General features: G+C 69.4%; 17 protein-coding genes and 2 tRNA genes. 3 read left to right on the top strand and 16 right to left on the bottom strand.

Annotated elements, in window-relative coordinates:
- On the top strand, positions 1–669 hold a 669-nt coding region (locus ACJA3G_RS17965), incomplete at its 5' end, for a bifunctional DNA primase/polymerase (RefSeq protein ID WP_406554008.1).
- Between the two features lie 219 nt (positions 670–888).
- Here ACJA3G_RS17965 and ACJA3G_RS17960 read toward each other — a convergent pair.
- From ACJA3G_RS17960 to ACJA3G_RS17900, 13 genes are all read right to left on the bottom strand, one after another.
- Entirely contained in the window at positions 889–2,067 is a 1,179-nt protein-coding gene (locus ACJA3G_RS17960) for a tyrosine-type recombinase/integrase (RefSeq protein WP_406554007.1), read from the bottom strand.
- Complete coding sequence (locus tag ACJA3G_RS17955) at positions 2,067–2,276, bottom strand: excisionase family DNA-binding protein (RefSeq protein ID WP_406554006.1); 210 nt, start codon at positions 2,274–2,276, stop codon at positions 2,067–2,069. Before ACJA3G_RS17955 ends, ACJA3G_RS17960 begins: the two co-directional genes overlap by 1 nt.
- Before the next feature lie 2 nt (positions 2,277–2,278).
- Positions 2,279–3,757 carry a replication initiator gene (locus ACJA3G_RS17950; protein WP_406554005.1) on the bottom strand — a complete coding sequence of 493 codons (1,479 nt, stop codon included), beginning with the start codon at positions 3,755–3,757 and terminating at the stop codon, positions 2,279–2,281.
- The gene (locus ACJA3G_RS17945) at positions 3,754–3,933 is read right to left on the bottom strand and encodes a hypothetical protein (RefSeq protein WP_406554010.1); all 180 of its coding nucleotides are present in this window, start codon (positions 3,931–3,933) and stop codon (positions 3,754–3,756) included. Before ACJA3G_RS17945 ends, ACJA3G_RS17950 begins: the two co-directional genes overlap by 4 nt.
- Positions 3,930–4,112, bottom strand: a complete 183-nt coding sequence (locus ACJA3G_RS17940) for a hypothetical protein (RefSeq protein ID WP_406554004.1) — start codon at positions 4,110–4,112, stop codon at positions 3,930–3,932. The genes ACJA3G_RS17945 and ACJA3G_RS17940 overlap by 4 nt, the downstream gene beginning before the upstream one ends.
- A gap of 94 nt (positions 4,113–4,206) precedes the next feature.
- Positions 4,207–4,431, bottom strand: a complete 225-nt coding sequence (locus ACJA3G_RS17935; protein ID WP_406554003.1) for a hypothetical protein — start codon at positions 4,429–4,431, stop codon at positions 4,207–4,209.
- A 10-nt stretch (positions 4,432–4,441) separates the two neighbouring features.
- Positions 4,442–4,756 carry a SpdD-like protein gene (locus tag ACJA3G_RS17930; protein ID WP_406554002.1) on the bottom strand — a complete coding sequence of 105 codons (315 nt, stop codon included), beginning with the start codon at positions 4,754–4,756 and terminating at the stop codon, positions 4,442–4,444.
- Positions 4,757–4,779: 23 nt separating this feature from the next.
- Entirely contained in the window at positions 4,780–4,935 is a 156-nt protein-coding gene (locus ACJA3G_RS17925; protein WP_406554001.1) for a hypothetical protein, read from the bottom strand.
- Positions 4,936–4,943: 8 nt separating this feature from the next.
- On the bottom strand, positions 4,944–5,132 hold the full coding sequence (locus tag ACJA3G_RS17920; RefSeq protein WP_406554000.1) for a mobile element transfer protein: 189 nt from the start codon (positions 5,130–5,132) through the stop codon (positions 4,944–4,946).
- Between the two features lie 14 nt (positions 5,133–5,146).
- The gene (locus ACJA3G_RS17915; RefSeq protein ID WP_406553999.1) at positions 5,147–5,839 is read right to left on the bottom strand and encodes a DUF2637 domain-containing protein; all 693 of its coding nucleotides are present in this window, start codon (positions 5,837–5,839) and stop codon (positions 5,147–5,149) included.
- A gap of 74 nt (positions 5,840–5,913) precedes the next feature.
- Complete coding sequence (locus ACJA3G_RS17910) at positions 5,914–6,156, bottom strand: hypothetical protein (protein ID WP_406554009.1); 243 nt, start codon at positions 6,154–6,156, stop codon at positions 5,914–5,916.
- A gap of 82 nt (positions 6,157–6,238) precedes the next feature.
- On the bottom strand, positions 6,239–7,579 hold the full coding sequence (locus ACJA3G_RS17905; protein WP_406553998.1) for an FtsK/SpoIIIE domain-containing protein: 1,341 nt from the start codon (positions 7,577–7,579) through the stop codon (positions 6,239–6,241).
- 2 nt (positions 7,580–7,581) lie between these two features.
- On the bottom strand, positions 7,582–7,911 hold the full coding sequence (locus ACJA3G_RS17900) for a hypothetical protein (protein WP_406553997.1): 330 nt from the start codon (positions 7,909–7,911) through the stop codon (positions 7,582–7,584).
- A 157-nt stretch (positions 7,912–8,068) separates the two neighbouring features.
- Here ACJA3G_RS17900 and ACJA3G_RS17895 point away from each other — a divergent pair, with 157 nt between their 5' ends.
- Both ACJA3G_RS17895 and ACJA3G_RS17890 read left to right on the top strand, forming a co-directional pair.
- Positions 8,069–8,842, top strand: coding sequence for a GntR family transcriptional regulator (locus tag ACJA3G_RS17895; protein WP_406553996.1), 774 nt, complete (start codon positions 8,069–8,071; stop codon positions 8,840–8,842).
- Entirely contained in the window at positions 8,839–9,402 is a 564-nt protein-coding gene (locus ACJA3G_RS17890) for a GNAT family N-acetyltransferase (RefSeq protein ID WP_406553995.1), read from the top strand. The genes ACJA3G_RS17895 and ACJA3G_RS17890 overlap by 4 nt, the downstream gene beginning before the upstream one ends.
- 428 nt (positions 9,403–9,830) lie before the next feature.
- On the opposite strand, the gene ACJA3G_RS17885 is transcribed toward ACJA3G_RS17890, so the two are convergent.
- The 3 genes from ACJA3G_RS17885 to ACJA3G_RS17875 form a co-directional block, all read right to left on the bottom strand.
- Positions 9,831–9,905 (bottom strand) — tRNA-Trp (locus ACJA3G_RS17885).
- A gap of 158 nt (positions 9,906–10,063) precedes the next feature.
- Positions 10,064–10,150, bottom strand: a tRNA-Ser gene (locus ACJA3G_RS17880).
- A gap of 133 nt (positions 10,151–10,283) precedes the next feature.
- A partial coding sequence (locus tag ACJA3G_RS17875) for a S1C family serine protease (protein ID WP_406553994.1) occupies positions 10,284–11,547 on the bottom strand: 1,264 nt, incomplete at its 5' end.

The raw sequence follows: 11,547 nt of genomic DNA, 5'->3' as shown, positions 1-11,547 counted from the left end.
GGGGATGCCGTGGACGCGCGCGTAGGGGCGACCAGAGGGGCGGCGGTCCCGCCCCAGCGCGTCCCGGGGGCGGTGCGGCCGTCACCGCCGTCGTCCTTCACACCGCTCACCGCCGACCCACCGCCCGAGTCCGTCGCAGCCCTCCAACACCTGGCCCTTCGGCACCTGTTCACGATCCCCGAGACCGTCGTCGTGATCACGCCGAGCGGAGGACGGCACATCTGGCTGACGGGCCCGCCCGACCGGGTCGTCCCCAACTCCGCGAGCCGACTCGCGCCGGGCATCGATGTGCGCGGCGCGGGCGGCTATCTGGTGGGGCCCGGCTCGCTGACCAGCCACGGCGTCTACCGGCTCGCCCCGGGCACGGCCCATCTGGCGCCCGCCCCCTGCCCCGGCGCACTCCTCGATCTGCTCACACCCCCGGCGCGCGCCCATCATCACCGGGCGCACGGCACGGACCGGGGCCATGGACTTGTGCAGTTCGTCCTCGCCGCCCATGAGGGCCAGCGCAACACCCGCCTCTTCTGGGCGGCCTGCCGCGCCTACGAGAACGGCATCGGCGACGCCCTGGCCGACCGCCTCACCACCGCCGCGGTCCGGACCGGCCTCACGGAGAGGGAGGCACGGGCGACGATCGCGTCCGCGGCACGGCTGACGACGGCGTACTGAGGGGCGCGGCGGCGGTTACGTACGTACGTGTCCTGACGGGGCGCCCCGGAACGAGAAAGAGGTGCCCCGGATTTCCGGGGCACCTCTTTTTTCACGGGGTGGCGGGTCATACGACCCGCGCACGCGGTGGGTGTGGGATTTGAACCCACGGTGACATCGCTGCCACGACGGTTTTCAAGATCTCTCGCCGATCAAGGACGGAGGGCGCTCCACAGCAGGTCAGACGGGTACGAGAGCCCCGGAGGACCCGTCGTCATCGTCGTCGTGCCCGCTACGTGCCCCCGGCTCATGATCGTGCCCGCTCAGCCAGGAGTCCGATGCTTCGGCCACCTGATCGTCACGACCGGCGACCGGCCGGGCGTAGTGCCGAGTCGTGACGCTCGCGTTCGAGTGCCCGAGGCGATGCGCAGCGGTCATCACACCGTACTTGTCGGCGACCCACGTGCCATGTGAGGCCCGGAGATCGTGCGGGGTCACGTCGGTCAGTCCGGCCGCGGACACGGCGGGGTCGAAGTACGCCTTGCGCCACTGGTTGTAGCGCAGCGGCTTGCCCGCGGGGGTAGTGAACAGGAGCGCGTCATCCCCACCGGGAAGGGTCTCCAGGTACTTGCCGATCTTCTTTGCGAGGGTCGGGCCTATGCGGATGAGGCGCTTCTGATGGGACTTCGGGGTGTCGAAGACGAGCTTGCCGTTCGCTTCGGCGAGGTTCTCGTCCACGAGCACGAAACCGCCGGGCACATCAATGTCGGCGCGGCGGAGGGCGAAGGCTTCCCCAACGCGCAGGCCCGCGTACGCAAGGAGGGCGATCAGCAGATCGTGGGGCCTGGCCGCACTCCGCACCACCCGGGAGGCTTCGAGCGGGGTCAGGATGTGCGGCTCGGTCTGCGGCATCCGGGGGAGCTTCACGCCACGGCATGGCGTCACCGGGATCATGTCGTTGTCGACAGCGGACCGCATGATCTGCGAGAGCACTCGGTACGCCTGCCGGATACGGGACGCGCTGAGCCCCTTAGCCCTCATCGAGCCGACCCATTCGGCGATCGTGATCGGCCGCAGACTCGACACCTCCCGGTCGCCGAGCGCCGGTTCGATCAGTGAGTTGATCAGCGACCGGTACGAGGCTTGGGTCTTGTGCTTGAGCTGCGGGGCGACCGCAGCAAGCCAGCGCGCCGACCAGTCGCGCACGGTCGTCTGCCCTTCGGCAGGGTCGAGCCAGCGGCCCTCTTCGATCTCGATGCGCTTCTTGTCGAGCCAGCGCCCGGCGTCCGTCGTGGTGGCGAACGTGCGGTCGGCGGGGCGGAGCACGCCGTCAGGCCCGGGGTAGCGCGCTTGGAAGCGGCCTGAGGGGAGCTTGCGGATACGGCCGAAGCTCCGACGCGACTTTCGCTTCCCAGCCATTAGGCAGCCCTCCTCAGGCTCTCCGGGCGGAGGACGACCGGTTCCACGGTATGGGCGGTGACGTACGCCTCTACGGCGCTCTCGGGGATGCGGACGTGTCGCCCGATCTTCACGAAGGTGATCCGGCGTTCCTCGATGAGTCGACGCGAGAAACGAACGCCCGTACCGAGTCGGTCGGCGACCTGTTGCACGGTGAGGAGCCGGTCCATGGTCACCACTCCCCTTCGACCATCAGCACAGCGCGTTCCTCGCGGCCCGTCTGGCGGTTCTGCTCGATGTCGCGGCGGATGTTGGCGGCAAGCCAGGATTCGCCGGGAGTGTGGCCGTGACCGGCGTAGGCCCAGTGGGCAAGGGTCAACGTCGTCTCCTCCGGGACCGCGTCGGGGGCGGGGAGGCCGAGGGCGACGCGGTGCTGGGCGGCGCGGTAGTCGGCGCGTACCTGGCGCAGTGCGCTCAGGGTGGTGGAGTACTGGCGGGACTTGGTGGAGAAGTGGCCTCGGAAGCCGAGCATGTGAGCCCAGCGCGCGAGTTGCCGTTCGGGGTAGTGCGCGTGGAGGTCGACGCAGGCCTGCATCAGGCGCCGGGCGTGGTCGGAGACCTCCAGGCGCGTGAGGTCTTCGCCTAAGCCGGTGCCACGGCAGGCGGTGCACTGGCTGAGCGCTGAACCGGGGCGGTCGTACACCGGGGCGCGGCCGGTGCCCCGGCATGCGCGGCAGTGGACGGGGGTATCGGCGGCGCCGGAGATCTCGGCGGATTTGGTGGCGTACTTCGCGACGTACGAGGCCACGGCCTGTTCCGTGATCTCGCTGGCGTCCCCGAACGCCTTGATCGGGCGCACATCGATCTGAGTACCCCAGCAAAGCGCCCGCTCGGAGTGATCGCCTGTGCCGGGAACTTCCACGTGGACGCGGGCAGCGGCAGCGCGGATGGCGTCGGTGAGCAGATCAACGGTGGCCCAGTACGGAGGCGGGGTCTCGGGTCCTTCCGGTCCGTCGAAGCGGATCACTGCGTGGAAGTGGACCGCGCCACGCTTTTGGTACTCAGCGACCTTGCCGAAGGAGACGCGGGACTCTTCCCGGGCTTCCTTCTGGGTGAGGCCAGCGCGGGCGGCGATCTCGCGGCGCAGGTAAATCGTGAAGTAGCGCCACAGCTCGGAGGCGTGGTTGTTCCACAGCACCGCGCCCGCGTAGTCGTACACCGCGGGATCGAGCGGGGTCCCGAGTTCGGGGGCATCCTCGCGGTGCCACGTCCCGCAGCGGCAGGGCCGGGTGCCGGGCCGGTTGTGGACTGGGCCGAAGGAGGGGGCGGTGAGGGTGGCGAAGACCCGGGGGTGATCCCGGATCGTATGTGGGGTGCCCTTGTCGGGGTCACCGACGAGTCCGGCGCGGATCAGGTGGTAGGTGTCGCCCGCGTAGGTCCAGGCGCAGGAGGGGCAGCGAGAGGCGCGGCGGTTCCCGCAGGCGACGCGCAGCCGTCCGTCTGGCTCGCTGGTGGTCGCGTACGAGTACAGGACCTGCCCGGTGCTGCGGTCGCGGGTGACTGTGGAGCCCATGAGGTGGATGGGGTCGGAGCAGCCGCCGGTGCGGCGGATCTGGTCTTGGATGCGGTCGAAGCCGGGAGCCCCGGCCACCCTCAGCACGTCGGCGAGGGTAGCCGGGTCCAGGCCCGCCATGGTGGCGGTGTCGGTCATTCGTCCGCCTCCGTCATGGGGTGGCGGATGAGCCATTCCTCCGCGCACACCTTGTGGACGGGCTTGCCGCGGTCGGAGCGGAGCGGGGTGGGCTTGGTGCAGATGACGCACGGCTTGTCGCCGGTGGGGTCGTAGTGCTTCTTGTCGCTCCAGTCCAGGAGGGCCATGGCGATCACGCCCCAACGCGGGTGTCGGCACGCGCGGAGAGGTCGTGGCCCGTGCCCTTGCAGAGGGGGCAGACGGTGTGGAGGAGGACGCGGGAGCCGTCACGGCGGCGGTCGCCGGTGGTGATGGCGACGGTCGGGAAGCCGTCGCAGTGGCGGCAGACCGGACGGTTCGGGGCGTGCTGGGGCATGATGAGGCATCCCTTTCGGGTCCGTTGGATCTGGAAGGTGGGAAGGCGCCCGGAGCGGCGGAAGTTTGGCGACAGAGGCCGCTCCGGGGGCCGGTTAGCGGCGGCGGTTGCGGCGCGAGTAGGCGGGCGGGATGGAGTCGTAGCCGCGCTGTCCGGCCTCGAACGAGTCGATGTCCGTGTGGCCGTTGCTGAGCTCGCGGGTGATCCGGCGGACGGTCTTGCGGTCACCGTGGCGCTTGGCGATGGCGTATTCGCGGCCGAGTTCGGCGGCGGCCGGGTCGGCGGGGGTGTCGTTCTGCTTGCGGTTGAACAGGCCCATGACGAGTCCTTCAGCGGTTGTTGTTCATGAGGGAACGGACGACGAGCGCGCACACGGCGACAGAAGCCCCGGTGATGGCGACCGCGAGGAGCATGGAGACCAGCACGGCGCCCACCACCAGCACGGCCGCGGTGCCGCCGCCGACGAGAAGCGCGATCGAACCGGGGGTGAGCTGCGCCGTGGGCCGAGTGGTCGTGGCCGGGGCGGGGGCCGGGTGCTGGCAGGAGCAGGCTGCCGGGACGTGCTGGTGACCGTCCACGGCGGTGCCGAACGGGATGGCCTGCCCGGTGGGCTGGTCGTTGACAGGGATCTTCGGGACTAACACGGGTGGTGCTCCTTCCGTGAGGATCAGTTGAGAAGGGAGCCGACAGTGGGGCCGAGGGAGCTTTGGGCGATGAGGTAGCCGCCGAGCAGGAGCAGGACCACGAGCCAGAGCGGCGGCCGGGCGAGCTTGATGCCCAGGACTCCGACGACGGTCACGGCGAGCCAGAGCGGAACGTCCATGTCGTCTCCTAAGCCGGGCAGCGGTGGGTGCGGGCGGCGAGTTCGGCGGCGGAGCGGTTGTCGTACTCCGCGGAGAAGTCGCAGCGCGGTGCGGTGCAGGCGGCCGTGTGGCGTTCCCGGCCGTGGCCGTCGTAGAAGGTGGCGACCTGCACGGGGCCGAACTGGCGGACGTTGCGGAAGCGCCGGTAGGCGGTCATGACGGGTCTTCCTTTCAGGCGAGTTGGAGGTGAGCGGCGATGGAGTCGACGACCGGTGCGGGGAGCCCGAGCTGTGCCCGCAGGTCGGCGACCGGGAGCGGGGTGCCGGTGGTCGCGCGGTGGTGGTCGGCGAGCTTTCGGGCGTGGTCCAGGAGTGCCGGCGGGACGTTCGCCGGGACGCACACCGGCTCTGGGGCCAGGTCAGCCGCGGGCAGTTCCGGAGCCAGTCCGGCGGACTCGCGGGCCGTGTCGAGTTCCGGCGCCAAGTCGTCAGCGCGGTGCAGATCGACCGCGGGCGCATCCTCGGTAGGTTTCGGCGCGGTCGGCGCCGGGTCGGGGTTGGTGTCGGCGGGGGTGTGGACGAGGAGCGTGCCGCCGAGGAAGGCGAGCGCGGGCCATCCGGCAACGACGATGCGCAGCCAGGCCGGAACGTGAGCCAGATCGAGAAGACCGGCGGTCGCGATGTTGGCGCCGAGCGAAGCGAATAACGCGATCAGGAACCAGGCCCAGGCCGCGCGGTCACGGCGGTTGGTCCGCAGGCGGCGCCAGGCCGCGACAAGCAGCAGGTCGACGCTGATCGGGTAGGCCCACGCCTTCCAGCCGGATTGTCCGGCTGATTCGGCCAGGTCGTTAAGGTGGGAGAAGGACAGGGCTCCGGCGATCACCGCTTGGATGAGTACGGCGTCCAGACGGATCGAGCGGTTCACGTCGCTTCGCCTCCTTCGGGCGTTGAGCCGGGGGCGGGACGGGCCGTCGAGTCCGGCCGCCCGGCCCCGGCGGTTCATTCGGTGGGCGCGTTGCCGGAGCCGAGACAGGTCAGACAGAGGCCGGTCTGCTGGCCGACGACGCGGTGCCTACGGCCGACCCGGACGCTCCGGGAGACCTCCCCGGAGCCCTTGCAGGCCGGGCACTTGACGGGCTCGCCGTCGGCAGGTGCGTTGTTCAGTACGGACAGCAGGGCGGATTCCAGAGGGTCGTACGGCTCCGGGATCGGGTCGGGATGCGGGAACGGGATGACGCTCATGAGGTCGTTCCTTCCGGCTTCAGGCATGGGCGGGGTAGGGACCTGGCGCGAGACGGTCACGCCAACCGGATGGAGCAGCAGGTCAGAAAGCTGCCGGAGCCTGCTTCGGCATGGGCGGGATGATCAGCGTGGGATCAAGCGGCACGACCGGCCGGAACGGCTCCAGGGCCGGGATATCCGGGATCAGATGGACGAACTCGCGGCAGGCGGCCACGGTGTCCTCGACCGAGGTCAGCGGGGTCCGGATGCGGCCCCAGCCGCCGGACGCGTCCGCGGCGACAGCCTGGCCGGGACGGTCGGCAGGGATCGTGCAAGCGGCCGGGACGGACTCCGGGGCCACGTCGTTCAGCCCCATTTCCGCGGTCTGCTTGTCATTGACCCGGTGCACCACCCGGCCGGTGAGCTGGGCCCGAAGCATGGTGGCACCCTTGCCCAGCTCCGAGCCGAAGCGCTGCCCGCAGATCTCCAGATAGATCCCGACCGCGCGGGAGAGCTGAGCGAGCCGGATCAGGCCGGTCACGATGCGCTCGCGGCGCTCCTCATCCCTCTTGGAGGAGATCAGGAACAGTTCCGCGATTTCATCGACCAGGACCACGACCGGCGCCGGACGCAGATACTCAGGCAGCTCCCACAGGTCCGAGACGCCCTGCTTGGCCAGCAGATCGAAGCGATCCTCCATCTCAGCCACCAGCACATCGATCAGTGAGGCGGCATCGTCCGGGGTGGTCGCGAGCGCGGACAGCCGCGGGGCGTAGCGGGACTGCTCGACCCCGCGCTTGCAGTCGATCCCGACCAGGGCGACGGGAAGTTGAGCCAGCCCCTTGATCAGGTTGCGCTGGTACATGGACTTCCCCGACTGGTTCGCGCCGAGTGTCAGCGCGTGCGGGATCTCGCGGTAGTTCCGCACGTAGGCGGTGCCGTCGTCCCGGAGTGCGACCGGCACGATCAGCTCGCGGGGCGCCGACTTCTTCGGCATCCGCACCCGGCGCAACAGGTCGAAGCCGGTCATCCGCAGCTCCACGAAGCCCGGCTTGGTCGGGCGGACGTGGACCGCGTGAACGCCCCACGCGTGGCGCAGACGCTCGGAAGCCGCGGCCAGGTCCGCGGGTTCCAGACCGGCGGGCAGCCGAAGCGTGACCCGAAAACCGGTCGACGTTCCCCACACCCGGCGGACCTTCGGGGCCACCGGCCGGACCTCGTGTCGGGCGACCCGGCGCGCCATGAACGCCCGCAGACCGGACGGCTGCACCGTCAGCCCGCACACATCCATCGTGTTCCGGTACGAAAGGACGAAGCGGCCCCAGGTCATCGGCAAGCCGACCGCCGCCCAGTACGCCCGCGGTGCACGGACCTTGGCATAGCCGACGCCACCAGCCGCCGCTAAGGCGCCCGACGCCTCCAGCCACACGATCGGGCCAGACATGATCAGACCCCCGTCGTGATCGCGATCGCCCGGAACGAGATGCCGTGACGCTTCTGGCCGTTGAACTCGTTCTCCCAGTCACGGGCCTTCAGCCCGGTCACCCGGACCAGCATCCCCGGCGCAAGGTCCGCCGGGAGACCCGTCTCCGGGACCGTCACCTGGTAGAGGTTGCCCTCCCCGTCGTCCGAGACCAGCAGACCCACGGTCGACAGCGGCGCGTTCGTCTCGCGATCCACCGCCCGCTCACCCGTCTTCTGGTTCACCAGCTTCGGCGTCGGCGCGGTCGCCACGAACACCACCGCGGTCTGAAGGTCGATCTTGAAGGAAGGCATAGCTGTCCCCTCACTCTCACAGAATGGCCCTCTTGGACCTCTTGCTCAACTTGTTGGTACAAGCTGACACCTAGAGAGTGAGGCACCGAGAGTGAGGCGTCAAGCACTTCGCGCGAACATGTACCAACAAGTTGAGCGAGTGCGTCATGATGGGGGCATGAGCAAGCAGCCGAAGTACCAACAAGTGGCCGACGCGCTACGTCGCGAGATCGACAACGGCACGTATGGCCCCGGCTGTCGTCTGCCGTCCGAGGCTGAGCTTGCAGCGAGATTTGACGCATCGCGCAACACCGTCAGGTCCGGTCTAGGCCTGTTGGTGGGCCAAGGGCTCATCTCGTCGAGTCAAGGGCTTGGCTACGAGGTACGCAGGCACGAGGTGTTCGAGCTGAACGCTTCCCGCTTCGAGAATCTGACCTTCCCGCAGAACGGTGACGCGTACTCCACGGACGTATCTAACGCTGGTCGGCGCCCTCACCAGACTTTTCGCGTCGAGGTGACCACCACGCCTCAGTACATCGCCGAGCGCTTGAAGATCGAGACAGGTGCGCGTTCCGTCTTGCGGTTCTGCCACCGGTTCGTAGATGACGTGCCCTGGTCTACTCAGGCCACCCACTACCCGGATTGGCTCCTCGCGGAGGCTCCGCGTCTCGCAGACCCGGGTGACATCGCAGAGGGCACAACACGCTACCTGTCGAGTCTCGGCATAGAGCAAATCGGCTACAGGGATGAGATCGCGACTCGCATGCCTACTCCGGAAGAGGCTCGGCTCTTGGAGATCGGCGCGGGCATCCCCGTCCTGCTCTGGACCCGGACGGGCTACTCACACGACCGGCCTATCCGCTGCACGATCACGACCATGCGCGGCGATCTCAACCGCATGAACTACCAGATCGGCGACCTCTCCGGCCGAGACGAGAACGAATCCCAGTGAAGATCGCCAATGCAACGCCCGCGGATCTTGACCATCTGCTGGCCTTCCGCCAGGAAGCCGCCGCTTGGATCAGCCGACTTGGCAGTGATCAGTGGAGCCGTCCCTACCCCGCGGATCGCTTGTTGAAGACCATCGAACAGGGCACCGTCTTCATGCTGCGGGATGGGGAGGTAACCGCCGGAACCATCACCCTTACCCCTGAAGCAGAGGAGGGGCTGTGGACGGAGGAGGAACTGACGGAGCCGTCGCTGTTCGTCAACAAGCTGACGGTTTCTCGCGACTACGCGGGACAAAACTTGGGCGGGCGACTGCTGGATTGGGCGGGCGACCGGGCGTACCGAGCAGGCGCTAAGTGGATTCGCCTCGACGCTTGGACATCCAACAAGCCGCTACAGCGCTACTACCTGGAGCAGGGGTTCCAGCATGTGCGGACCGTTCTCCACGGCGGTGCCGTCAACGGCGGCCCGCGCGTCTCAGGATGGCTAGCCCAGCGCCTCACCCGAGAAGCCGTACACGGATTCACCGACCGGACGGCTAGCCCTCAGCCCATGAGCGCCTGAGCTGTTACAAGTTTCTCTACCTCATCAAGTGCCCGCGCACGGCGCGGGCTGGCCCCTTGGCCCGGCCCCCACACGCCTTCGGCGCAGGGGCCGGTCCCTGGGGCCGCAGCGAACTACGGCCCCTGAGTAGAGCACCGCACGATCCGCAAGGATCAAGGACATGCCTCCGGCGGGGGATCGGCCGACTCCGGGATGGAGGGGGCGCCGTTCCCGGCCGCGGGCACATCGTGGCGAGCGTGGGAAGCTCCCATCCCGTCCACCGTCGACCCAGGCAGAGCCGAGCAGACGCGGCCCAGGGCGTCCAGGTCGTTCGTACAGTGGCGCGCTCCACCTGGACGCCCTGAACCACGCCCGCTCCACAGACGTGTGGGTCGACGGCAGACGGGATGGGAGCTAGGGAGAGTGGTGGGCTGGGACAGGTGGGAAGGCAGAACCGGCCGGATTCGAACCGGCGTCCTCGCGATTTTGGAGACCGCGCGCGACTACCTCTGCGCTACAGCTCCGCCCCGTCTGCCATCCTACGGACTTCCATTGCTGCCAAAAGGCCGTGCCCCTCCCGTGCCCGATCGACCAGGAACCGACGGGGAACCACGGGGTCTGGCGGACAGCGCGCACGAGAACGGCCCCCGACCGATACACCAGGTCAGGGGCCGTTCATCTGCGGTGGGTGTGGGATTTGAACCCACGGTGACATCGCTGCCACGACGGTTTTCAAGACCGTTCCCTTAGGCCGCTCGGGCAACCCACCCTCGCCCCGTCCCGGAGCGACCGGCGGCGGGGCTGCTACAGCCTAGCGGAGGCGTCATCGTGGTGCGGAGGCCTGCCGGGGGATGGACAGGCCTCCGTCACCGGGGCCGAGTTCGGCCCGGCTGGCGGTGCGGTCAGCTGTCGCCCATGCGCTCGCCCAGGGTGACCGTGACCGTCGCCTCCTTGCCGTCGCGCTGGTACGTGAGCTGGACCTGGTCGCCCGGCTTGTGCGTCCAGATCTCGCTGATCAGCGTCGGGCCACTGTCGATCACCGTGTCACCGAACTTGGTGATGACGTCGCCGGGCTTGAGGCCCGCCTTGTCGGCCGGGCCGCCGGCCACCACGGCCGCGCTGCCGCCGGACGCCTGCGGGGAGATCTTGGCGCCCTGGCCCTTCTGGTCCATGGCGACGGTCGCGCCGATCACCGGGTAGACCGGCTTGCCCGTCTTGATGAGCTGCTCCGCCACGTTCTTCGCCTGGTTGACCGGGATCGCGAAGCCCAGGCCGATGGAGCCCGCCTGCGACTGGCCGAAACCGCCGCTGCCGGCCGACTGGATGGCCGAGTTGATGCCGATGACCGCACCGCGCGCGTCGAGCAGCGGGCCGCCCGAGTTGCCCGGGTTGATCGAGGCGTCGGTCTGCAGGGCGCTCATGTACGACGCCTTGGAGTTGGCGCCGTCGCTGGAGGACACCGGGCGGTTCTTGGCGCTGATGATGCCCGTGGTGACCGTGTTGGAGAGACCGAAGGGCGCGCCGATCGCGATCGTCGAGTCACCCACGGCGACCTGGTCGGAGTTGCCGAGGGCGAGCGGGACCAGGTTGGAGGGGGCGTTCTTGAGCTTGATGACAGCCACGTCGTAGCCCTGCGCGCGGCCGACCACCTCGGCGTCGTACTTCTTGCCGTTGGAGAAGGTCGCCGTCAGCTTGCCGCTGTTGGCGGCCGACGCCACCACGTGGTTGTTGGTGACGATGTGGCCTTCCCGGTCGTAGACGAAGCCCGTGCCGGTGCCGCCCTCGCCGTCACCGCCCTGCGCCTCGATCGTCACGACGCTCGGCAGCGCCTTGGCGGCGACCGCCGCGACCGTGCCCGGTTCGCGCTTGAAGTCCTTGGGGGTGTCGGACGCCGAGACCGTGGTCGACCCGTCGGAGCCGTCCTCGCGGTCCGCCGCCCAGTAGCCGATGGCGCCGCCGACGCCACCCGCGACCAGCGCGGCCACCAGGACGGCGGCGATCAGGCCGCCGCGGCGGCGCGGACGCTGCGGCTCGGGCGCGGGCGCGCCCCAGACCGGGCCGCCGCCTCCGCCGCCGTACGCGGGCAGTGCGGGCGGGGGCGTGGGCCAGCCGTCGGCGCCCTGCGGGTGCGCTGCGGGCGCCCCGCCCGCACTGCCCGCGTACGGC

Source organism: Streptomyces sp. YS-3, assembly GCF_045257485.1.
Classification (GTDB): domain Bacteria; phylum Actinomycetota; class Actinomycetes; order Streptomycetales; family Streptomycetaceae; genus Streptomyces.
The sequence above is the reverse complement of the archived record's forward strand: the minus strand, read 5'-3'. Positions and strand labels throughout refer to the sequence as shown.

Bases quoted from the DNA above. Each gene is read 5' to 3' on its own strand.
- ACJA3G_RS17950 (WP_406554005.1), bottom strand. From the start codon at position 3,757: ATGACCGACACCGCCACCATGGCGGGCCTGGACCCGGCTACCCTCGCC.
- ACJA3G_RS17920 (WP_406554000.1), bottom strand. From the start codon at position 5,132: ATGACCGCCTACCGGCGCTTCCGCAACGTCCGCCAGTTCGGCCCCGTG.
- ACJA3G_RS17940 (WP_406554004.1), bottom strand. From the start codon at position 4,112: ATGCCCCAGCACGCCCCGAACCGTCCGGTCTGCCGCCACTGCGACGGC.
- ACJA3G_RS17935 (WP_406554003.1), bottom strand. From the start codon at position 4,431: ATGGGCCTGTTCAACCGCAAGCAGAACGACACCCCCGCCGACCCGGCC.
- ACJA3G_RS17960 (WP_406554007.1), bottom strand. From the start codon at position 2,067: ATGGCTGGGAAGCGAAAGTCGCGTCGGAGCTTCGGCCGTATCCGCAAG.
- ACJA3G_RS17925 (WP_406554001.1), bottom strand. From the start codon at position 4,935: ATGGACGTTCCGCTCTGGCTCGCCGTGACCGTCGTCGGAGTCCTGGGC.
- ACJA3G_RS17905 (WP_406553998.1), bottom strand. From the start codon at position 7,579: ATGTCTGGCCCGATCGTGTGGCTGGAGGCGTCGGGCGCCTTAGCGGCG.
- ACJA3G_RS17895 (WP_406553996.1), top strand. From the start codon at position 8,069: ATGAGCAAGCAGCCGAAGTACCAACAAGTGGCCGACGCGCTACGTCGC.
- ACJA3G_RS17955 (WP_406554006.1), bottom strand. From the start codon at position 2,276: ATGGACCGGCTCCTCACCGTGCAACAGGTCGCCGACCGACTCGGTACG.
- ACJA3G_RS17910 (WP_406554009.1), bottom strand. From the start codon at position 6,156: ATGAGCGTCATCCCGTTCCCGCATCCCGACCCGATCCCGGAGCCGTAC.
- ACJA3G_RS17900 (WP_406553997.1), bottom strand. From the start codon at position 7,911: ATGCCTTCCTTCAAGATCGACCTTCAGACCGCGGTGGTGTTCGTGGCG.